Source organism: Corynebacterium sp. HMSC05D03 (assembly GCF_001807205.1).
Lineage (GTDB): Bacteria > Actinomycetota > Actinomycetes > Mycobacteriales > Mycobacteriaceae > Corynebacterium > Corynebacterium aurimucosum.
On record NZ_KV788173.1, the window covers coordinates 16,747 to 36,380 of the forward strand.

The window sequence follows — 19,634 nt, forward strand, 5'->3', positions numbered from 1 at the left end:
GCATTTGCGGTCTTCCGCTTGCCTGGCTTCCCTCACGCTGTGATCTCCACGAAGTAAGTGGGGTAGGGGGCCTTCTATCTGGGCGTGTGCAGCGCGGGTAGAGCGTGACCTATATAGAGCAGTAAGTCTCGTCCATGCGATGGACGGGACGCTTTCTCGTTCTTGCCGCTTATGCGGGCCGCTGGCGGGTGTTAGCAGGGCTAGAGGGCCGTTGAGCCCTTTTGCATTCCCTAATCTGTTCTTTCGGCGATACCGTCGCTCGAGATAGAGCGCTGGGCGTCGGCCGGAAGTACTTCAAGGGAAGAGGTAGGGGCAATTACTGAGTCAAGCGGCAAGTCCCAGCGTTCATGATTCTCTTCGGCTTCGCGCGTCCTTAGTAGTTGATTTCGAACGGTGCGCTAGGTCCCTTGATTGTCGTCGCTGCGTTGAGCGTCGTGCGTGACTGGACAGTGCGCTTCCCGTGCTTCTCTTTATATATATGGCTGCTGTTGCATCAGCGTTGTTCGCTAGTGATGGGAGGCGGAATGCGTGCGGGCCTGGGAGGGCGGATTTCCTTCTGCGATTAGTGTCGTTTGAAGCTCGGATGAGAGTTGGTGGTGGGTCAAATGGGGCTTTTGTTAAAGCGCATTACGGCGGTGTGACGAAGGTTACACAGCCAGTTTTGTGGAGCTTTTCTGTTGGCGTAGTGTGGCAATGGTCTAGGGGGAGGCGCGTGTTCCTGAGGCTCTGATATCGCTGCTCAGGGCAAGCTTCCGGCGATAGTTATTGTGCATTGGAGTGGAAGAATTGTGCACTATGTCGTTTAGGTTGCCATTTGATAACAGGACGGTAACGGAGTCGGTTTTGCGTTTCTGACTCGACATTGCTTGTGATGGTTTCGTAACCTATTCGAGACATTGAGTTACCGACACGGTGTACACATCACCGGTGCTCAATACGAACTGAAGATTTAAGCGCCGCGTCTGGCCCCTCCTAAAAATTCGGGGGCCGAGTGGAGATGGCTCTACAGGAATGGGTCATCGTCGAACACTAGGCCCGTCCCTTGGGTCAGAGCTTTCATCCGCGTTGCAGAGAAGATAGACACAAGATTTGTCCTCTTGGCGGAGAAAAGTAGGCGCGCAGGAAGATTTGGAGTTTAAATTCGTGGCTAAGCACCGTCGTCAGGGCAACCTGAACACCCGTCGCATTGCATCCACCGCTGCTATCGCAGCAACCGCAGCGGTTGTCACCCCGGCAGCCGCCAACGCCGCCGAGGTTGTCGTCCCGAACACCGACATCCGCTTCGACGTTGCCGGCCTGGAGAGCGTCCCGAACATTCAGCAGCTGCCGAACGTTGACCGCTACATCCCGGCTTTCAAGGCTAACCAGGGTGGCGGCTACGCCGCTGCTGTTGAGACCCCGGCCGCCGCAGCCCCGGCCCCGGCACCGTCCCAGTCTGTTGGTGAGAAGGTGCTCGCAGCCGCTCGTTCCGCAATCGGTTCCCCGTACGTCTACGGTGCTAATGGTCCGAGCGCCTTCGATTGCTCTGGTCTGACATCCTGGGCCTACCAGCAGGCTGGCGTGTCCATCCCGCGCACCTCCCAGGCGCAGGCTTCCGCCGGTACCCCGGTGTCCCTCGATGCGCTGCAGCCGGGCGACATCATCGTGTACTACTCCGGTGCATCCCACGTCGGCATCTACGCTGGCAATGGCACCATCATTGACGCTCTGAACTCCGGCACCCCGGTGGGCGAGCGCTCCCTGCACTACATGCCGATTCACTCCGCAGTTCGCTTCTAAGCGCGCTGGGTAGTCTTTTCAACCCCTTCCGCTGCTCTTGCCATGTTGATGGTGAGGGTAGGGAAGGGGCTCGGCTATTCTTGTAGCCGTTATGTTTTTGCTCGACTGAGGGTATGATCCAGTCAGCTATTAACCTTCTCTAAGTTTCGGGGGTACCCATGTCGCGTCGTGGCCTTGCGTGTGCGGTCGCTGCACTTGCCTTGAGCACCGTTCCAGTAGCCGTCCTTTCACCATCGGCTATGTCCCAGGAGGTTTCTCCGGAGCAGCAAGAAAGCACCCCGCAAGCGCAGGAGCCTGAAGATCTCCCTGGCCTCATTGAGCGTATGGCGGACGTCGCCCAGCGCGTGTCTGCCAAGGGTGAAGAGGTCAAGGGGCTTGAGGATGAGCTCGCCGAGTCGGAGAAGGCCATTGAAGAGTTGGACCGCAAGGCCGAGGAAGCGCACCGCAGTTCCGAGGACGCCTCCGCGGCGGTAGCTGCGCAACAGGAACGCATCGATGCGCTCGCGCAAAAGCGTTATCGCAGGAATGCTGCATCGACCTCAGTTTCGGCTGCTCTTAACGCCAATGACGTCGCCAGCGCGGTCGAGCGCATGGGCTACCTGGGCGCGTTGTCCAAGGCTGCGAAACGTGAAGAAGTTGCGATGGTAGCTGCCTCTGCCGCCGCAGATGATGCGCACCAGGAAGCTGTCGATGCTGCCGCGGAAGCCCGCCGCAAGCGTGATGAATTGCAGGAACAGCGGGATACTGTTCTCAAGGAAAAGGCCGAGCTGGAGGAACAACAGAAGGAACTAGAAGCCACCGTTGATGGCCTCAGCCCCGAAGCGCGGGAGGCGTGGATCCAGCACTTCGGCGGGTCTTCCGGTCTTGACCTAGCCGCGTTGGCTGATGGCTCTGGCTCCGCCGCCGTCGAGGCCGCTCTTACCCGCATCGGCGCTCCCTATGGGTGGGGTGCTACCGGTCCCGATGCCTTTGACTGTTCGGGTCTCATGGTGTGGAGCTACCAACAGATGGGCAAGAGCATTCCACGTACCTCCCAGGCGCAGCTTGCCGGTGGCACACCAGTGCCGATGGATCAGCTGCAGCCAGGGGACATCGTGGGCTACTATCCCGGCGTGACCCACGTGGGAATGTATATCGGGGATGGCCAAGTGGTTCACGCCTCCACCTATGGTGTGCCCGTGGCCGTGGTGCCGCTTAATTCCATGCCCGTCCAAGGCGCCGTTCGTTACTAGGTTATGGCGCGCACCCTCCTCGTTACCAATGACTTCCCGCCTACTATTGGCGGGATTCAGTCCTATCTTCGAGATTTTCTAGCCAACCTCAACCCGCAGGATGTCGTGGTCTTCGCCTCGACTCAAGATAGTGACGCTGCCGCGGAGTATGACGCGACGCTGCCCTATACCGTGGTCCGCTGGCCACGCAGCATTATGTTGCCGACGCCCGCCACAGCTCGTCGTATGCAGCAGCTCATTCGTGAAAACAACATTGGGACAGTCTGGTTTGGTGCTGCAGCTCCGCTGGCGCTTATGGCGCCGTCCGCGCGTGCGGCTGGGGCAAGCCGCATTGTGGCAACGACGCACGGGCATGAGGTGGGGTGGTCCATGCTTCCCTTGGCGCGGCAAGCCTTGCGCAGAATCGGTCAGAATGCCGATGTCATCACGTATATCTCTGAGTACACGCGCAACAGGCTCGAGCCCGCGTTCGGCACGCGTGCCCAGTGGGTGCACCTGCCCTCGGCGGTCAACCTAGAGGATTTCACCCCGGCTACTACGGAAGAGAAACAAGCAGCACGGGAGCACTTCGGGCTAGGCCCAGGCCCGGTCATCGTCTGTATCTCCCGCCTGGTCCCGCGGAAAGGCCAAGACCAGCTGCTGCGCGCAATGCCGGAAGTGCGCGCGCGAATTCCAGATGCCCAGTTGCTCATCATCGGGCGCGGTCGTTATGAGTCGACTGTGCGTGAGCTTGCGCGCCTGTACTGCCCGGACGCCGTGGTGCAGGAAGCACGGGATACGGCGGAATTGAGGATGGCGCTACACGCCGCCGACGTGTTTGCCATGCCGGCGCGCACCCGGGGTGGCGGCCTCGACGTCGAAGGCCTGGGAATTGTCTACCTAGAGGCGCAGGCGGCGGGCCTACCAGTCGTTGCAGGGGATTCCGGCGGTGCGCCGGAGACAGTAACGCCGGAGACGGGCATAGTTGTGCGCGGTTCCTCGGTGCCGGAGCTTGAGCTAGCGTTGTGCACGCTGCTTGGCGACGTCCCCGGAGCCCACCGTATGGGGGAAGCTGGACGGCGCCACGTGGAAGAGCATTGGACGTGGGAGATTATGGGCGCACGATTGCGTGAGGTTCTTGAATGTGATCGTGGGCAGGACGCGGTATATCCTACTAGTCATGCTTGAACACTTTCCCTCCGCTGAAGGCGGCCACGCTGGCCTCACCATCGGGTTCGATATCGGTGGAACCAACCTGCGTGCTGCGGTGATTGATCCCTCCGGAGAGATTGTGGATTCGCTGAGTGTGCCCACCGCCACGGATGCGCAAACACTCGAAGATGACATCGTGCGCTGCGTAGACAATCTGGCCGCATCCCATGACATCGAGGCCGTGGGGCTTGCTCTCGCAGGCTTTTTGGATCCCGAGTGTGAAGTCGTTCGTTTCGCACCGCATTTGCCGTGGCGTGATGCCCCAGTACGCGAGATCCTCAGCAACCGTATGGACATCCCGGTTCGCCTAGAACACGATGCTAACTCGGCTGCTTGGGGGGAATGGCGCTTCGGTGCTGGACGGGGTGCGAAGGACTGGGTCTTTTTTGCCGTGGGAACCGGCATTGGTGCCACGCTTTTTACTAACGGCACAATCTACCGAGGAGCTTTCGGTACCGCACCAGAGTTTGGGCACCTTGTCGTGTCACCGGGTGGGCGCCTGTGCTCCTGCGGCAAGCGTGGTTGCCTCGAGCGTTACGCCTCCGGCACCGCATTGCCGGATACCTGCGAGGAATTGCGCGGCGACTATGATACCGCCCTTCCGCTAAACCCCTCCGGCGAGGAGATCACCGCTGCGGCTCGACAAGGTGATCCACTGGGATTGGCCGTCATGGAGAACTTCGGCCAGTGGCTCGGGCAGGGGTTGTCCATGGTGGCAGATGTGCTCGATCCAGAGCTGATTGTAATCGGCGGCGGGGTGTCCCAGGACGCGGATCTTTACCTAGATCGAGCGCGGGAGTCCATGGCTAGCCAGATTGTCGGGGCCGGTCACAGGCCCCTGGCCCGAGTCGCAACCGCGAAGTTGGGTTCGGCGGCAGGTATGATCGGAGTCGCTGATCTCGCCCGCCAGGAGCACCGAGGTTAACACCGCACATTTTTCTTTCACCGGGCAGCACTGCCTGTTCGGCACATACAGATAGGACTATAAGCGATGCGAAACAAGTGGTACTGGGCCTTCAAGCACATCTTTTTCGGCCCGGCCCTTCGAGTGTGGAACCGCCCATGGTCCGAAGGAATGGATCGCATCCCGGAGTCCGGACCGGCTATCTTGGCCTCCTCCCACCAAGCGGTGATGGATTCCTTCTACTTCCCGCTTCTGTGCCCGCGGCAGATTACCTTCTTGGCAAAGAGCGAGTATTTCACTACCCCCGGCTTCGTCGGCCGCATGCAAAAGTGGTTCTTTAGCTCGGTCGGGCAGGTGCCGATTGACCGCGTCAACAAGGACGCTAGTGACGCGATGCTGGCGAGCGCGGAACGCATTATTGGCCGCGGAGATCTTTTTGGCATCTACCCGGAGGGAACTCGCTCACCTGATGGGCGTATCTACAAGGGGCGCACCGGCATGGCGCGCATCGCGCTGACCACGGGTGAAAAGGTCATTCCGATCGCCATGATCAATACCCGGAAGGCCAACCCGATCGGTTCGTGGATTCCGCGCCCAGTTCGCGTCGGCATGCGCGTGGGAGAGCCCATCGACCCCCGAACATGGGCCGCTGAGCGTAACCTCGACCCGCAAGATCACGCCACCGCTCGTGCCTTTACGGATTACGTGATGAAGCAACTCTCGGAATTGACGGGCGAACCTTATGTCGACGTGTACGCTTCCGATGTCAAGGCTTCCTTGCAAGCCGGACACGGCTACCCGGAAGGGGCCGAGCCCGGTTCGGAGGCGCGGTAATCAGTGACTTCCTCCCCCAAACAGCGATTAGCCTGACCCGATGTAGCAAAGGGGATCTCCATCTTGGGCGTCGTGCTGTTGCACATCACGCTCACGGTTCCAGAATCCAAGGACACGTGGCTGGCTGCCTTCAACGTGTGGCTGGACCCCTTGCGTTTGCCTTTGTTCTTTTTGGTGAGCGGCTTCTTCGCACAAAAGGTGTTTCGCTTCAGCTTCGCAGAGCTTTTCACGCGCCGCCTATTACCGGGATGCCATTGCTGCATTCACCTCCGCCATCGAGGCACCGTTTAAGGGAACGTGGGATCATCGTAGCTTCTGGGCATATTCCGGGATGACCGTGGCCTATGCCATCGGATTTTTCACCCGCCGCGCGTGGGATAACTACTCAGCGCCTGACCGTTCTTTATGGCTACCCCATGGCGCTCCACCCGCGGGAGGTCACCCTGGCGGGTCAATGGCCGCTGGAAAACACCTGGTTCTGGCTCAGCATGTGCGTGCTCTATTGCGCTGTTGCGTCCTTGGCCCTATGGGCCCTAGGCAAGGTACCCGTCTTGGGCTGGGCGCTGACCCCACCGCCGATCGGAGCCAGTCGGCGGAAGAAGGAACCTTCCTCCAAAGGTGTGAGCTTGAGCCAGCAGCTCAACGCAACGAGGAATACGACAAGCAAGAAGTAGTCATTGCCCGGAATCTGCTGCCACCACGACCACGTCAGTTCGAGTTGCTCACCGTGGGGGACAAGCCAGTGACCGCGGGCTAGAAGAACTAGCCATGTGAGGCTGGCAATGAACCAGCGGCGGCGGGCAGTCAGATACACCGCCGCCAAGCACAGCCACGTGAAGTGGTGCGACCACGAGACAGGTGAACACATCAGCGCTGCCGACGAGGCTAGCAGCAGAAGCTCAATCTGTGAGGATGTGCGCTCCATGACCCACCACAACGTCGCCACGATGAGGAGGCACCCGACTATCCAGAGGGCTGTTGCTTGCTCAGGGATGACGCGGCTGAGCAGGCCCCGGAGGGATTGGTTGCTGGAGTAGGTCAGTGTGCCGATACGGGAGGAATCCCGGATGGTATCGCTCCAATACACCGTGGAGCTTGCCGGTGAAGCGAAGTGGCCCACCACGCCGCAGACCGTAAAGGAACCTAGGGCCGTAGTGAAAGCACGCCACTCGCGGCGGATGACAAAGACCGCAAGGAAGACCGCCGGGGTCAGTTTGATAGCCATAGCCACGCCGCTAAGGGCCCCACGCCACGGGCTCCGCGAGTTCAGCAGCAGGCAATCGACAACGACCATCGCTGTCAACAGGAGATTGACTTGGCCGAAGCTGAGAGTATCGATAACGGGCTCGCACAGCAGACACACACAGAGCGCCCACGAAGACCACCAGCCGGGCCTGTGAGTGGTGCAACTCCGAGAAAGGAAGGCGTAGAGGCAGCCCCAGAGCGCTGCCACCGATGCCGCAGTGAGGAGAAGTGAGAGTAGCCACAGCGGTATCCACGACACCGTGGCAAAGAGCACTGCGGCAAAAGGCGGGTACGTAAAGGGCAGTGAGACGCCGTTGTCGAGTACATAGCTTTGCGTGTAGAGATTCTCTCCGCGCAGCAGCGCGCGCCCTCCTTCACGATATACATCGAGGTCAACGTGGTAATAGGGAAGCACGGAGCCGTCGCTGAATAACGCTGCAGGCTGGATAATCCACGGTAGGGCTGCCAGCCCAGCGATGATCAGGGGGAGAAAGGGAGAGGAAAGGGCTTTCTTCACGCCGCTGAGTATAGGCCCCCAGTGGCAAGGCAGCTCTAGGCGGCAGACTAGGATACGGGGCGTGCGCTACTTCTACGACACCGAATTCATTGAGGACGGATCGACCATCGAGCTGGTCTCCATCGGTATTGTCGGGGAAGACGGAAGCGAGTACTACGCGGTGTCCACAGATTTCGACCCCGCGAAGGCTAATGCGTGGGTGCGGGAGAACGTCTTGGATAAATTGCCAAGCCCCGCAGACCCAGTTTGGAAATCACGTGAGACCATCCGCGAAGAGCTCTTGAAATTCTTAGGCCGGCATTCCACGCCCATTGAGCTGTGGGCTTGGGTAGGAGCCTACGACCACGTGGTCCTCGCACAACTGTGGGGAGACATGGCTAGCCTGCCCAAGGGGATGCCGCGCTATACCCGCGAACTGAAGCAGTATTGGGAGTTTGCTGGCCGCCCTAAGCTGCCTCCAGTACCCAATGGCAACCACGATGCGTTGGTCGACGCCCGCCATAATCTGGCTAAGTTTCGAGTCTGCGAGCAGCAATTGCCGCTGACTAGGGGCAACCGCGTGCATTAATCGTGAATTAATACCGCGGCCGAAAAGTCCATTAACTAACGCGTGACAGGCCCAAGATGGTTAAATACTGGGTGTGAGTTGGACAGTAGATATTCCCAAAGAAGTGCTTCCTGATCTGCCGCCGCTGCCGGAGGGGATCAATGAGAAGTTCCAAGACGCCATTTCCCGCGAGGCAAAACAGCAGCCGAGCTGGGATCAGCTGCAGGCTGATAACGTGCGCAAGATTCTTGAATCCGTACCGCCTATCGTCGTGGCCCCGGAAGTTGAGGATCTCAAGCGCAAGCTTGCCGACGTCGCCTTGGGCAAAGCCTTCCTCCTCCAGGGTGGCGATTGCGCCGAGACCTTCGAATCCAACACTGAGCCGCACATCCGCGGCAACATCAAGACGCTGCTACAGATGGCCGTGGTGTTGACCTACGGCGCGTCCACTCCGGTAGTAAAGCTGGGACGTATCGCCGGCCAGTACGCGAAGCCGCGCTCCTCTGATCTGGACGCGAACGGCTTGTACAACTACCGCGGTGACATCGTTAACGGCGTGGAAGCTAACGAAGAGTCCCGCCGCCACGATCCTGCCCGCATGATTCGCGCCTACGCGAACTCCTCGGCGGCAATGAACCTGGTCCGGGCGCTGACCCACTCCGGAACCGCAGACCTGTACCGCCTCCACGAGTGGAACCGCGAATTCGTGGCTAACTCCCCGGCGGGTGCGCGCTACCAGGCGCTGGCGGATGAGATTGAGAACGGCCTGGCCTTCATGAACGCCTGTGGGGTTTCGGACGAGACCCTGCGCTCGGCGGAGATTTACTGCTCCCACGAGGCGTTGTTGAAGGACTACGAGCGTTCCATGCTCCGACTGGGCACGGATCTCAACGGCGAAACCAAGCTTTATGACTTGTCTGCACACCAGCTGTGGATTGGTGAGCGTACCCGTGGTCTTGAGGACTTCCACGTGGCCTTTGCTTCCATCATCGGCAACCCCGTGGGCATCAAGCTTGGCCCTGGCGTGACGCCGGAGCAGGCAGTGGAATACGCGGAGAAGCTTGACCCGAACCGTGAGCCGGGCCGCCTCACCATGATTGCCCGTATGGGCCACGATAAGGTGCGCTCCGTGCTGCCCCCGATCATCAAGGCAGTGGAGGACTCCGGCCACAAGGTTGTGTGGCAGTCCGATCCTATGCACGGAAATACCTTCACGGCATCGAACGGTTACAAGACCCGCCACTTCGACAAGATCGTCGACGAGGTCCAAGGCTTCTTCGAGGTCCACCGTGAACTGGGCACCCACCCGGGCGGCGTGCACCTGGAGTTCACCGGTGAGGACGTCACCGAGTGCCTTGGCGGCGCTGAGGACATCACGGATGTGGATCTGCCGGGCCGCTACGAGTCCGCCGTGGACCCGCGCCTAAACACCCAGCAATCGCTGGAGCTGTCTTTCCTTATCGCTGAGATGCTGCGCAACTAGGAGCTGCGCAGGCTAATACGGCCTCCAGAGAATCGGCCACGTGCCGTATTCTCCGGAGCCGAACCACCAAGCCGCCACGGCGACGGCCAAGGTGGCGAGGCCGACGAGGACGAGGAAGCCAATGAGGGCTATCGCGCTGCGGTTGCTCAAGGGCCGTTCTTCCGGCTCTTCCTCGGCCCCGGCTGGAGGAACGGGGGCAGAAGGCTCCGGTACCGCAGGGGAGGGTGCCGGGGGCTCGACAGGCTCGGCTGGCGGGAAGAAGGCGTCGTTGCGCGGCTCTACCCGGGTTTCCCGCGTTGGGGGCTGGGGCGCAGGGATAGCTGAGGTCGCTTCAAAGACCCGGGTATTATCCGTGCCCGAAAAATCCGTTGGCACGGCAGCAGTACGTGCGGCAGCTGAGTTCCGCGGAATGGGGACAGTGAACTTCGGGAGCTGTAGCTCGCGGGAGACATCATCCAAGGCATCGAGGAATTCGCCGGCATCCGCAAACCTTTCGGCTGGCTGGCGTGCAGTGGCGGTGGCCACGAGGGCGTCGAAAAGCATGGGCACCCCCTCGATGCGGGAGGAGGGCGCCACCACATCCTCGTGCACGCGCGCGGTGGCGTGCGCCAGCGGGGTATCGCCGTGGAAGGGGACTGTGCCGGTCAAGAGTTCAAAGAGCACGATTCCCGCGGAGTACACGTCGGAGGCCGGCGTGATGTCCGCGCCAGTGACCTGCTCGGGGGAGAGGTAGCTGACGGTACCGACGATCTGGCCGGAGCTATCGTGCTCCGCCTTGGCGGAGCGAACCAGACCGAAATCACCGACCTTGACGCGGTGGCTATCCGTGATCAGAACATTGTCCGGCTTGATATCTCGGTGCACGAGGCCGGCATGGTGGACTTCGGTGAGCCCGGCCAGCACGGAGTGCATGACGCCGGCTGCGGCATGCGGCGGCATGGGTCCGCGTTCCGCAAGGAGCTCGCGCAAGGTACCTCCGGTGATGAGCTCCATGATGAGATAAATGGGTAATCCATCCGCGGAAAAGTCATGTACGGCGACGAGATTGGGGTGGCTCAGCTGCGCCATCGCGCGTGCTTCGCGTTCGAAGCGGGTGACGAAGACGGGGTCATCGTGATAGCGCTCATCCATCACCTTGGCCGCCACTGCGCGACCCAAACGCATGTCAACGCAGCGATACACGGTGGACATGCCGCCGCGAGCGATCGGCTGATCGATGCGGTAGCGTCCCTCAAGAATGTCGCCCACGTTCAGCCTTGTCATGGATTCCAGTATGGCTGATCGGCGCCCCAAAGTGTGATCCGGCTACAGTTGTGTCCGTGACTAAGTCTGAGAAAAACACCGAGAATCCGCACCCAGAACTGCCGCAGCTCCTCGCCGGGGAAAAGCTGCTGACGCTGAAGGAGGTCGCTGAAAGGCTCGATCTCCCGATCACGCGTGTCTTCGATCTTCTCAATGCGCGCAAGTTCATTGTGTGGCGCAATGCCGAGGGAGAGCGCCTCGTTCCGGAAGCATTCTTCAACGCCAAAGGCGTCATTTCCAAGCATGTGTCTGGAGTGATTACGGTCCTCTCCGACAACGGGTGGGGCGATAACGAGATTCTGGCGCACCTATTTACCGAAGATGATTCTTTGCCAGGTCGCCCCATTGACGCGCTGCACGGCCACCTGGCGCGCGAGGTTATTCGGCGCGCACAGGCTTCGGCTTTTTAGAACCCTCATCGGGCTTCGGGGCCGCGGTGGTGCGTGGAACACCATCGAAAATCCATTGCGTTGCTGACCAAGCTACGACCACCATGGCGATATCCCAGAACCAGTTATAAAGCTGGTGGTTCCCGTCGCCGGCAAAGGCGACGCCGATGAAAATAGCCACGCCGGTGGTGAGCTTGATCAAGGGCAATGGTGGGCGGAACGTTCCCATGAGCGTGAGCACGGAGGCGTAGTACCAGGGCAGCGTCACAGAGTTGAAGACGAATGCCACCTGGTACGCCGCGGCCGTGGCGGCGATAGCCCGGCGCACGCCCGTGCGACCCCACCACCATACGAGGACGAGGCCGAGGAGCATGAGGATCATCGCAGCCGAGCGCAGCGCGGTGAGCACACCGTTATAGGTGGTATCGGGGGAGAAGACCTGGATGAGCGGCACGAGGATGTCAGCCAGCAGGGTAGGGCCAGCTAGAGGGTTGATGACCTTGGAATTGCCGCTGATCTGTGACAGCCAGCCCCACGAGCTTCCCGACGCCCACGTAATCGCCGCCACCGCCAGTGCGACCTCCACCACGGCAAGGAAGCCGGACAGGAGGAAGACTCCGAAGCGCTTGATGGGCTTCGTCCCCTTTGGGGCCCAGTGGTGCAGCATGAGCCACACGATAAAAGGTGTGGCGAAGACAGCGGTGGCCTTGAGGGAGACTGCCACACCGACGAGAAGGAGGCTGACATGGAACTTGTGGTGCACTGCAGCAAGCAAGCCCAGCGATACTAAGCCCACCATGACTGATTCGTTGTGCATTCCACCGATGAGGTGCAAGAGCATCACTGGATTCGCCACGCCCAACCAGAGTGCTAGGGCAGGATCGCCTCCGATGCTTCGGGCTAGCCGTGGAATTGACCAGGCGATAGCTGCAAAACCCAGGACCGAAATTGCCTTGTAAACGATGATGCCCGCGGCGACGTTTTCTCCTACCAGGTGGGTTACACCATTGCCCATCCACAGATGCAAGGGGCCATAAGGGGTGGTGGTGTTGCGCCAGTCGTGGGAGACCTCCAAGAGGAAGGGACCAGGGTTCACCGCCGCGCCTTCGACATAAGGGTCGAAGCCATCACGCACCATCGCACCTTGCATGAGATAGGAATACACATCGCGAGAAGCCAGCGGTGCCGCACACAACAAAGGGGCAACCCAGCACAACAGCATCCGCCGAATATCGGACAGCGTGCCGTCTGGTTGTGGGTTCTTCAACTGCGGGGCAATGAAGTAGCGGCCGGCTAAAACCCATGCGGCAACCAAACCGAAAAGGCCAACCCAATAGAGGACCATGCCGATGTTGCGGCCATGGCCATAAGCCAGAAAGCCGATATTGAGCGCCTCAAGGAATCCACCGCGATTGCGGGTAGCGCCACCGGAGAAAGAGGCAAGCGCCAGCACGACAGCGGCGATGATGCCCAAAGGCAGGGGATGGGGAATGCGCAGGGGCACGCGCGTGGTTGTGGGACGAGTCATGCTACATCCGGCGGGCCGTGGACTTGTGAGCCAGCTCTTCCAGAGTCTTCGTAACCTCGGGGGAAACCTGAGCATTGTGAAGGTGGTCAAGGCCCGAGCGCGTGAGATCGTTGATGCGCTGCTCGACGACATCCGGTGCACCCGAATCCGCAATAATCTGCGCCATGCGGGCAATCTCTGCGGGATCCTCTGTCTGACCGATGAGGCGACGCAATTCCGCAGCCGCGGCGGGATCGGAGGCATCCGCGCGCTGCAGTGCCAAGGACAAGAGGACTGTGCGCTTGCCCTCGCGCAAATCATCACCGGCCGGCTTGCCGGTCACGGCGGGGTCACCGAAGACCCCCAACAAATCATCGCGCAGCTGGAAGGCGACCCCGATGTCTTGGCCGTAGCCGCGGAAAGCAGCGACGAGCTTTTCGGGGGCGCCGGCTATGGCTGCACCCAAGTGCAGGGGGCGCTCAATGGTGTAGGCGGCGGTCTTGAAACGGTTGACGGAATCAGCCAACGTGGCGTCCTCAGAACCTTCCGCTTCGAGGCAGATATCCAGCATCTGCCCGCCGATTACCTCGCGGCGCATAGCGCGCCAAGGGGCGCGGGCACGCGCGAGTGCCTCAGGGCTCAGGCCGGAGTCTTGGAGCATGTCTTCCGCCCAGACCAGAGCCATGTCACCCACGAGGATGGCAAGGGACTGGCCGAAGAAATCAGCATCGCCGTGGAAGCCGAGTTCGCGATGGCGGGCTGCTACGCCACGGTGAACGGTTGGGTTACCGCGCCGAGTATCGGAGGCATCCACGATGTCATCGTGGATCAGGGCGCAGGCTTGGATGAACTCCAAGGATGTGGCTGCGCGGAGCATGGCCTGCGGGGACTCCGACCCTTCCAGCCCGCGTGCGCCGATAAAACCTGCCCATGCGTAGAGGGGACGGATGCGCTTGCCGCCATCCAGCACGAAGGATTCCAAATAGGAAATCGCGTTGGTTACCGGAGCGCCGATGGATGCGATGGCATCACGCTGGCGGTCTAGAAAAAGCGCGAGCTCCTCGCGTACGGCTGCGGGAATTTCGTCCAAGGAAGGTATCTGCGGTGTAGTCACGCTTGCCACTTTACCTGGGCAGGTTCAGGGCTAAGGCGCCAGGTTAAGTGGTGTCGGTTGGCGCGAGCGGCACAGTAGATTGCAGGATTGCGAAGGGGCGGGAATCAGCGGGGTAATGGAGGTCGCGCAGGAAATCGCCAAAGCCCATCTTGCGGTAGAGCCCAAAGGCGGAGTTGGCTTCATGAGGAACTTCCGGTGTGGAGAGCAAAATATAGTGAGCGGGAAGATTCCAGGCTAAGGCTTCTAGTAGTGCGCGGCCCAGGCCGTGGCCTTGTTTCGCGGGGAGCACGTGGATTTCTGCCAGCTCGAAGTAATTGTGGAGAATCTCTTCTTGCTCTGGGGTAGGGCCGCCGCAGGCGGCGAGTGCACGGCGGAGCTGTTTATCCCACCAGGTATCGGGGGTGCCTAGGAAGCCGTAGGCAAAGCCGGCGATGCCATATTCATCGGTGGCCACAACGCAGGAAAACCCTGGGCGTATGAGATCTGCGCGCCATCGTGAGATGGACCCCTCGCGCACCGAGGGGTTGTATTCCATCGCTGCAATGTAGATATCTACCAAGTGCGGGAGGGCAATGGCGAACTCTTGGGGGCTTAAGCGGCGCAGCGTGTAACTCACATGTCTAATAACAACAGATTCTCACGGTATGTGAAAGCACTCGGGGAAACTTCCATCAAGCGTCGTGGTGTGCGTGTTCGAAAACATTCGAAATGATGCTTTAACACCATTGTTTAATTCGAACACGTGCTCTAAAATTGGAGGTGGATGTAGGAAGGTGGTTTTAAGGTGAATCGCAACAACGAACAACAGCAGACAATCAACAGCATCAACGGCACAGTCTTTATCGACAAACTGAGGAAGAAGCCCAAGGGGGAGAGGACATGGCACAGGTAATCTCAGCAACAGCGGCGGCCCGCAGCCGGAACCGTGAGGCTATGCAGCGGGTGCAGCGAGACCGTTTTGTGAACCAAGCACTAGACCTCTTAGCGGATGCGCGGAGAAGCGCAGCGGAGGGAAGCTTTGCGGATGCATTGGAAATGGCTTACCGCGCCTCGCTACGTGCAGCCGGGGCACGCGTAGCGGCGTCCACGGTGTCGCGCCGCCGGCGCTTGCCTACTTCCGCCTGGGAGCAGGTGGCTCTCATTGGCCTGGCTGATGCGCAGTGGGCAGAGGAGTTTAAGGAGTACTCCCGTGTGCGCTCACGTGTGGCCTCTGGGCTAGATCCGGTCCCGGAGCCGGATTCGGTTTATCAGTACTTAGCGCTTGCCGCACGTTATGTGGATGCGACTGAGTCCGAGCTGGGCTTCGGGCCAATGGCGGCCTAAGACTGGGGCCGGGGTCATAGGCCGTGAGGGGGTAGTGCGGCCAAATTATGGACTGTCTTTGTGGGAACTATCTCGCTATCCTTGACGTTATAGAGGTAGTAACCCACATTCCCAGTATTACTACCTAAACCCCAACCCATTACGGAGGACGCTGTGGCCCTTTCTGAGCACGAACAGCAAGCGCTGCGTGAAATTGAACAGTCGTTGCTGGCCAATGATCCTGATTTTGGCGCGTCTGTGTCCGGTGAAACATCTTTCGGCGGAAACTCGGGTGCCATCACCCTCCGCGGAGTGGCCTTGATTGTTGTTGGTCTCTGCATGATGGTGGGCGGTATCGCGTTGGCTCAGCAATCTCTGTGGTTTGTCAGCCTCTCCGTCCTTGGCTTCCTCGTTATGTTCGGCTCCGGTGTCTGGATGCTGCGCGGAAAGTCTGAAGATTCTCTGGTTGCAGTCGGCACGCATGCCCCTGCGCGCGGGCACAACAAGCAATCCAAGAAGGGCGGCAGCGGCGTTGGAAACCGCCTGGAAGACAATTTCCGCCGTCGCTTTGAAGAACGCTAGGCCCCAAATAAGGCGCTCATGGGCGTTGTATAGATAGCTGTACTCTCGCCCCGCAGCCCTCCGCGTTAATTCGCGGAGGGCTGCTTTGCTCTTAGCTGTTCTTAGTCGGTTTTATCTGTCCTGGTCTGCTCTCATCCGCGGAGGAGGGTGGGGCACAATGGCATCGGCCATTGCATAGAGAGTCTGTGTCGCGCTATCGAGCTGCTCCGGAGAGCGCTCCGCTAGCTCCGAAGCCCGAAGGATGGCTGCGTTGAGCAGCGAAATGTCTACCGCGGAAATACCGGGACAGAACGCATCAACGATGGAGGCGAAGCCGTCATGAGAGCGTTGCACTTCCTCGTCAGCAAAAGCTCGGGGGAAGTGTTGAGCGGCAGTCATCAAATGACCGTGGGCCCCATGAACAAAGAGCTCGAGTGTGGCGTCCACATAGGCGCGGAGGCGTTTCGTGGGTTCAGGGGGAGCCACCTTCATGGCGGCCTCGAGCTGTTCATTCCACAACTGTGTGGCCTGGATGAGAAGCTGCACCAGTAAATCGTGTTGAGAAGACACATATCGATAGACACTGGGGCGAGCAAGCCCAACCTCCGCAGCTACCTCGGCCAAGGTCGGTACCGCACCACGGTTGTTGATGATCAACCTTTCGGCAGCCTCCAGCACCGCGCGGTGCTGGACGGCGCGGTGCTCGGCTACTGTCGTTTCAGTGATCTTCGGCATGCGCGTAATTCTACGTTAAGCTGCGCATTCTTTTTCTACTCTGACGCTGGGGCTGAGGCAGGCGTCAAGCGGCCGTCGACCATCTCATAGACCTTGTCGCAGTGCTCAAGGACTTCATAGTCGTGAGTGACCATAATGCCAGCGACGTTAAAGTCGTGGCATTCTTTTGCCAACAGCGCCACGATCTCTTGGGAGCGTGCGCGATCAAGGGCGGCAGTGGGTTCGTCGACAAGCAGCACTTGGGGATCGCCCACGAGCGCGCGGGCGATGCCGACACGCTGGCGCTCACCGCCGGACAAGCTTCCTGGACGGTGCTTCGCCCGATGCTTCATACCGACCTTGTCGAGCAGCTCAGCGCTGGAGTAGCGCCCAGTCTTGCCGATGACCTTGGTGGCCAGCTCGATTTGTTCCTCCGCGGTCAGCGCGGAGGGAAGGTTACCTGTGGACTGGAAGACGAAGCCGATGTGGTTGCGACGAATCTCGGCCAGTTGGGTGCCGCTCAGCGGCACGATATCTTCACCTGCGACTAGGACCTTGCCGGAATCGGGTGTTGTCAGCGCGCCCGCAACGGCGAGCAGTGTGGACTTTCCAGAGCCGGATGGGCCAACCACGGCTACGAATTCACCGGGATCGATGCTGAGATTGACGGAATCGAGTGCCTTAACTTGCGAGTCGCCATCGGTGTAGCTGATGGTGACGTCGTGTAGTTCTAAAGCTGGGCTCATCGGTTTTCTCCTAGGGCAGCGAGGGGGTTGGTTCGGGTAACGCGGACGACGGCGATGAAGGCACCGAGCAATCCAGCGACGAAGAGGATGAGGCCGCCACTGATGACAGAGCTGAATTCGGTGGCATAAGGCATCGCGGTCTGCTCCAAGAGGCTGCCTAAGCCGACGGCCACCAGCGCGCCCGCCAGGATGGACAAGACAAGGATGACTACAGCTTGGCCGAGGCTATCGCGCAACAGGAAGCCCTTGGTGGCGCCCATCGCGCGAAGAGTGGCGATATTGCCTGCCCGCTGGATGGTCCAGACGAGGAAGAAAGCACCAGTGACGAGCGCGGCGATGACGTAGAGGAACCACGTAATCATGGACAGGGTCATCATCTCAGCGGTGTAGCCGGGGGAGGAGTCGAAGCTTTCCTTGAGGGTGCGCACATCGAGTCCGGACTGCTCTGTGAGGGCTTCGGTGTCGGGTTTGTCTGTAGTGCGGGCGACGATAACGGAAGCCTCTTCATAGGCGTCCGGGTTGACGGCTTCACCGTGGCGCCCGCCGGCATGGATCTCCTGCCAGATATCCAAAGGCAGGTAGGCCACGTCCACGTGACCGAAGGTGCGCTGGTTATCGCTAAAGCCGATGACATTGAGAGGGATATCCAGGCGGTCAAGGGTGATCGTGTCACCGACTTCGATGCCCTCATCCTGCAGGGTGGAGGAGACGATGATGTCGTGCTTGGTGTTGCTGGGTTGGCCGTCGACCCGCGTGGTGTCGATGGTGGGGAGCCCAGCTGGAGCGAGGAAGGAATCGGGTTTTACTCCCAAGAGGGTCAAATCCACTGCCGTGCCCTCTTGGTTATGGGCATTGGCAATGGTCAGGCCCAAAGGGGCGGCCTGGTCTACGCCATCGAGGCGGGCGAAGGATTCGGCTGCGGAGGCATCAATTACGGAGCGGGTGAAGGCGGAGTCCTTTTGGGCGCCGTCGGCGAAGGCGACGACGTCGCTGTCCATGGCCTTCAGTCCGGAGACTCCGTCGTTGACCAAACCTGCGGTGAGGCCGGAGATGATGACGACGAGCATGGACATCAGGGCGAGGACAACGCCCATGAGGAGGAAGCGGGTACGCGCGAAGAGCATCTCGCGCCAAGCTAGATACATGGTGGATCTTCCTAGTGGGTGGGAATCTGTTGGAATGCCATCCCCGTCAAATGTGAGATAGCAACAATATGTTTCTAACATAGGAACGTGGCGTTTCTAAAAATGCTGTCGCGAGAAACGGCTTCCTGGGCAGTTTCCCTAAATTCCCCACTTTCCCCCACTGGCCCCGTGTAGGCCGGTGAGGCGGTGGAGTGTGAGGTGCTTGGCTGCGGGATAATGCACGTATAAACCGCAGGATTGTGTGAATGTGGGGGAGAAATCTCCCTAAAGGGGTGGAAGATGCAGGTGTGAATAAGGGTGTGAAGTGCGCACTTAGGGGGCGTGTCAAGAGTGTGCTGGGAAAACTTCCCACCGAAAAAACTCCTGTCTAGCTGCATGTTTTCTGTGACACGCGGGGAAGAGGGGAGTGAAAGGTGTGGGCGGTGGGGGAAAGTGGGGTAGAGTGGGGCGCAGCGGAGGAGAGAGTTGTTCTCTTGTCGCGAGAGGAATCCGGAGTTTTCGAGTGGCAGGAAGGTGGACCCGGGGATGTTTCTCGGTACCTACACTCCCAAGCTCGATGACAAAGGGCGGCTCACGCTTCCAGCGAAGTTTCGTGAAGAACTGGCCGGTGGCCTCATGGTTACCAAGGGTCAGGACCATTCGCTTGCGGTATACCCGCGGGAGGAATTCGCGGCACGAGCTAGGAAGGCGGCGGCTGTGTCACGCACCAACCCGGACGCGCGTGCGTTCATCCGTAACTTGGCAGCGAGTGCGGACGAGCAGCGCCCCGATGGGCACGGGCGTATCACGCTGTCAGCAGGCCACCGTGAGTACGCAAACCTGACAAAGGAATGCGTGGTCGTGGGGTCGGTCGACTTCCTCGAAATCTGGGATGCAGCCGCGTGGGCTGAATACCAGGCGCAAACTGAAGATGCTTACTCGGCGGCAGACGCCGATGACGTACTTGCTGGGCTGCTCTAAAGCTTTCCCGGCGAACCAAGAGTGCGTGTACGGACTCTGCCCGAGGAGGATGAGCTGGTGTACTTCCCCGACATCAGAACCCTTCCTCGGACAGGGCCCTATACGCACTCGCTTTTTATCGAGAACATCAGACCGCAGCATTAAGCGCCTGAACGGAAAGGG

General features: G+C 60.0%; 19 protein-coding genes and 1 pseudogene. 12 read left to right on the forward strand and 8 right to left on the reverse strand.

Annotation, left to right across the window (positions count from 1 at the left end; translation table 11 throughout):
- Window positions 1–1,143: 1,143 nt before the first annotated feature.
- From HMPREF3147_RS04840 to HMPREF3147_RS12990, 6 genes and pseudogenes are all read left to right on the forward strand, one after another.
- Window positions 1,144–1,779, forward strand: a complete 636-nt coding sequence (locus HMPREF3147_RS04840) for a C40 family peptidase (RefSeq protein ID WP_070445698.1) — start codon at window positions 1,144–1,146, stop codon at window positions 1,777–1,779.
- A gap of 158 nt (window positions 1,780–1,937) precedes the next feature.
- Window positions 1,938–3,011: a C40 family peptidase gene (locus HMPREF3147_RS04845; RefSeq protein WP_070445216.1), complete on the forward strand. Its 1,074-nt coding sequence runs from the start codon at window positions 1,938–1,940 to the stop codon at window positions 3,009–3,011.
- A gap of 3 nt (window positions 3,012–3,014) precedes the next feature.
- Window positions 3,015–4,178, forward strand: a complete 1,164-nt coding sequence (locus HMPREF3147_RS04850) for a glycosyltransferase family 4 protein (protein WP_070445219.1) — start codon at window positions 3,015–3,017, stop codon at window positions 4,176–4,178.
- Complete coding sequence (locus HMPREF3147_RS04855; RefSeq protein ID WP_070445221.1) at window positions 4,171–5,127, forward strand: ROK family protein; 957 nt, start codon at window positions 4,171–4,173, stop codon at window positions 5,125–5,127. The genes HMPREF3147_RS04850 and HMPREF3147_RS04855 overlap by 8 nt, the downstream gene beginning before the upstream one ends.
- A 66-nt stretch (window positions 5,128–5,193) precedes the next feature.
- A complete protein-coding gene (locus HMPREF3147_RS04860) occupies window positions 5,194–5,940 on the forward strand; it encodes a lysophospholipid acyltransferase family protein (protein WP_070445224.1) in 747 nt (248 codons plus the stop codon).
- Between the two features lie 54 nt (window positions 5,941–5,994).
- Window positions 5,995–6,180: pseudogene (locus HMPREF3147_RS12990) on the forward strand (hypothetical protein); the annotation flags it as partial.
- A 259-nt stretch (window positions 6,181–6,439) separates the two neighbouring features.
- Here HMPREF3147_RS12990 and HMPREF3147_RS12995 read toward each other — a convergent pair.
- Window positions 6,440–7,702: a glycosyltransferase 87 family protein gene (locus HMPREF3147_RS12995; RefSeq protein ID WP_141740717.1), complete on the reverse strand. Its 1,263-nt coding sequence runs from the start codon at window positions 7,700–7,702 to the stop codon at window positions 6,440–6,442.
- A gap of 61 nt (window positions 7,703–7,763) precedes the next feature.
- Between HMPREF3147_RS12995 and HMPREF3147_RS04880 the strand changes: the two genes are divergently transcribed.
- Together HMPREF3147_RS04880 and HMPREF3147_RS04885 are read left to right on the forward strand one after the other, a co-directional pair.
- A complete protein-coding gene (locus HMPREF3147_RS04880) occupies window positions 7,764–8,270 on the forward strand; it encodes a polyadenylate-specific 3'-exoribonuclease AS (RefSeq protein ID WP_070445233.1) in 507 nt (168 codons plus the stop codon).
- A 73-nt stretch (window positions 8,271–8,343) separates the two neighbouring features.
- A complete protein-coding gene (locus HMPREF3147_RS04885; RefSeq protein WP_070445234.1) occupies window positions 8,344–9,732 on the forward strand; it encodes a class II 3-deoxy-7-phosphoheptulonate synthase in 1,389 nt (462 codons plus the stop codon).
- Between the two features lie 12 nt (window positions 9,733–9,744).
- On the opposite strand, the gene HMPREF3147_RS04890 is transcribed toward HMPREF3147_RS04885, so the two are convergent.
- The gene (locus HMPREF3147_RS04890) at window positions 9,745–10,995 is read right to left on the reverse strand and encodes a protein kinase domain-containing protein (protein WP_070445237.1); all 1,251 of its coding nucleotides are present in this window, start codon (window positions 10,993–10,995) and stop codon (window positions 9,745–9,747) included.
- Window positions 10,996–11,045: 50 nt separating this feature from the next.
- On the opposite strand from HMPREF3147_RS04890, the gene HMPREF3147_RS04895 reads away from it, so the two are divergent.
- Window positions 11,046–11,444: an Rv2175c family DNA-binding protein gene (locus HMPREF3147_RS04895; RefSeq protein WP_070445241.1), complete on the forward strand. Its 399-nt coding sequence runs from the start codon at window positions 11,046–11,048 to the stop codon at window positions 11,442–11,444.
- Here HMPREF3147_RS04895 and HMPREF3147_RS04900 read toward each other — a convergent pair.
- Genes HMPREF3147_RS04900 through HMPREF3147_RS04910 form a run of 3 tightly spaced genes read right to left on the reverse strand, consistent with a single transcriptional unit; the run spans window position 11,413 to window position 14,660 of the window.
- Complete coding sequence (locus tag HMPREF3147_RS04900; RefSeq protein WP_070445243.1) at window positions 11,413–12,951, reverse strand: alpha-(1->6)-mannopyranosyltransferase A; 1,539 nt, start codon at window positions 12,949–12,951, stop codon at window positions 11,413–11,415. The two genes, HMPREF3147_RS04895 and HMPREF3147_RS04900, sit on opposite strands and share 32 nt — an antisense overlap.
- Before the next feature lies 1 nt (window position 12,952).
- Window positions 12,953–14,044 carry a polyprenyl synthetase family protein gene (locus tag HMPREF3147_RS04905; RefSeq protein ID WP_070445246.1) on the reverse strand — a complete coding sequence of 364 codons (1,092 nt, stop codon included), beginning with the start codon at window positions 14,042–14,044 and terminating at the stop codon, window positions 12,953–12,955.
- A 43-nt stretch (window positions 14,045–14,087) separates the two neighbouring features.
- Window positions 14,088–14,660 carry a GNAT family N-acetyltransferase gene (locus HMPREF3147_RS04910; protein WP_070445249.1) on the reverse strand — a complete coding sequence of 191 codons (573 nt, stop codon included), beginning with the start codon at window positions 14,658–14,660 and terminating at the stop codon, window positions 14,088–14,090.
- Between the two features lie 263 nt (window positions 14,661–14,923).
- Here HMPREF3147_RS04910 and HMPREF3147_RS04915 point away from each other — a divergent pair, with 263 nt between their 5' ends.
- Complete coding sequence (locus HMPREF3147_RS04915; RefSeq protein WP_070445252.1) at window positions 14,924–15,367, forward strand: SAV_6107 family HEPN domain-containing protein; 444 nt, start codon at window positions 14,924–14,926, stop codon at window positions 15,365–15,367.
- A 153-nt stretch (window positions 15,368–15,520) separates the two neighbouring features.
- Entirely contained in the window at window positions 15,521–15,928 is a 408-nt protein-coding gene (locus HMPREF3147_RS04920; protein ID WP_070445255.1) for a DUF3040 domain-containing protein, read from the forward strand.
- Window positions 15,929–16,039: 111 nt separating this feature from the next.
- On the opposite strand, the gene HMPREF3147_RS04925 is transcribed toward HMPREF3147_RS04920, so the two are convergent.
- The 3 genes from HMPREF3147_RS04925 to HMPREF3147_RS04935 are packed head-to-tail and all read right to left on the reverse strand — an operon-like array spanning window position 16,040 to window position 18,512.
- The gene (locus HMPREF3147_RS04925; RefSeq protein ID WP_070445258.1) at window positions 16,040–16,642 is read right to left on the reverse strand and encodes a TetR/AcrR family transcriptional regulator; all 603 of its coding nucleotides are present in this window, start codon (window positions 16,640–16,642) and stop codon (window positions 16,040–16,042) included.
- Window positions 16,643–16,677: 35 nt separating this feature from the next.
- A complete protein-coding gene (locus HMPREF3147_RS04930) occupies window positions 16,678–17,367 on the reverse strand; it encodes an ABC transporter ATP-binding protein (protein WP_070445261.1) in 690 nt (229 codons plus the stop codon).
- On the reverse strand, window positions 17,364–18,512 hold the full coding sequence (locus tag HMPREF3147_RS04935) for an ABC transporter permease (RefSeq protein ID WP_070445264.1): 1,149 nt from the start codon (window positions 18,510–18,512) through the stop codon (window positions 17,364–17,366). The genes HMPREF3147_RS04930 and HMPREF3147_RS04935 overlap by 4 nt, the downstream gene beginning before the upstream one ends.
- Window positions 18,513–19,037: 525 nt before the next feature.
- Here HMPREF3147_RS04935 and mraZ point away from each other — a divergent pair.
- Window positions 19,038–19,472 carry a division/cell wall cluster transcriptional repressor MraZ gene (gene mraZ, locus HMPREF3147_RS04940; RefSeq protein WP_010190539.1) on the forward strand — a complete coding sequence of 145 codons (435 nt, stop codon included), beginning with the start codon at window positions 19,038–19,040 and terminating at the stop codon, window positions 19,470–19,472.
- Window positions 19,473–19,634: the final 162 nt, after the last annotated feature.

Bases quoted from the DNA above. Each gene is read 5' to 3' on its own strand.
- HMPREF3147_RS04845 (WP_070445216.1), top strand. From the start codon at position 1,938: ATGTCGCGTCGTGGCCTTGCGTGTGCGGTCGCTGCACTTGCCTTGAGC.
- HMPREF3147_RS04850 (WP_070445219.1), top strand. From the start codon at position 3,015: ATGGCGCGCACCCTCCTCGTTACCAATGACTTCCCGCCTACTATTGGC.
- HMPREF3147_RS04855 (WP_070445221.1), top strand. From the start codon at position 4,171: ATGCTTGAACACTTTCCCTCCGCTGAAGGCGGCCACGCTGGCCTCACC.
- HMPREF3147_RS04860 (WP_070445224.1), top strand. From the start codon at position 5,194: ATGCGAAACAAGTGGTACTGGGCCTTCAAGCACATCTTTTTCGGCCCG.
- HMPREF3147_RS04890 (WP_070445237.1), bottom strand. From the start codon at position 10,995: ATGACAAGGCTGAACGTGGGCGACATTCTTGAGGGACGCTACCGCATC.
- HMPREF3147_RS04900 (WP_070445243.1), bottom strand. From the start codon at position 12,951: ATGACTCGTCCCACAACCACGCGCGTGCCCCTGCGCATTCCCCATCCC.
- HMPREF3147_RS04915 (WP_070445252.1), top strand. From the start codon at position 14,924: ATGGCACAGGTAATCTCAGCAACAGCGGCGGCCCGCAGCCGGAACCGT.
- HMPREF3147_RS04925 (WP_070445258.1), bottom strand. From the start codon at position 16,642: ATGCCGAAGATCACTGAAACGACAGTAGCCGAGCACCGCGCCGTCCAG.
- HMPREF3147_RS04930 (WP_070445261.1), bottom strand. From the start codon at position 17,367: ATGAGCCCAGCTTTAGAACTACACGACGTCACCATCAGCTACACCGAT.
- HMPREF3147_RS04935 (WP_070445264.1), bottom strand. From the start codon at position 18,512: ATGTATCTAGCTTGGCGCGAGATGCTCTTCGCGCGTACCCGCTTCCTC.
- mraZ (WP_010190539.1), top strand. From the start codon at position 19,038: ATGTTTCTCGGTACCTACACTCCCAAGCTCGATGACAAAGGGCGGCTC.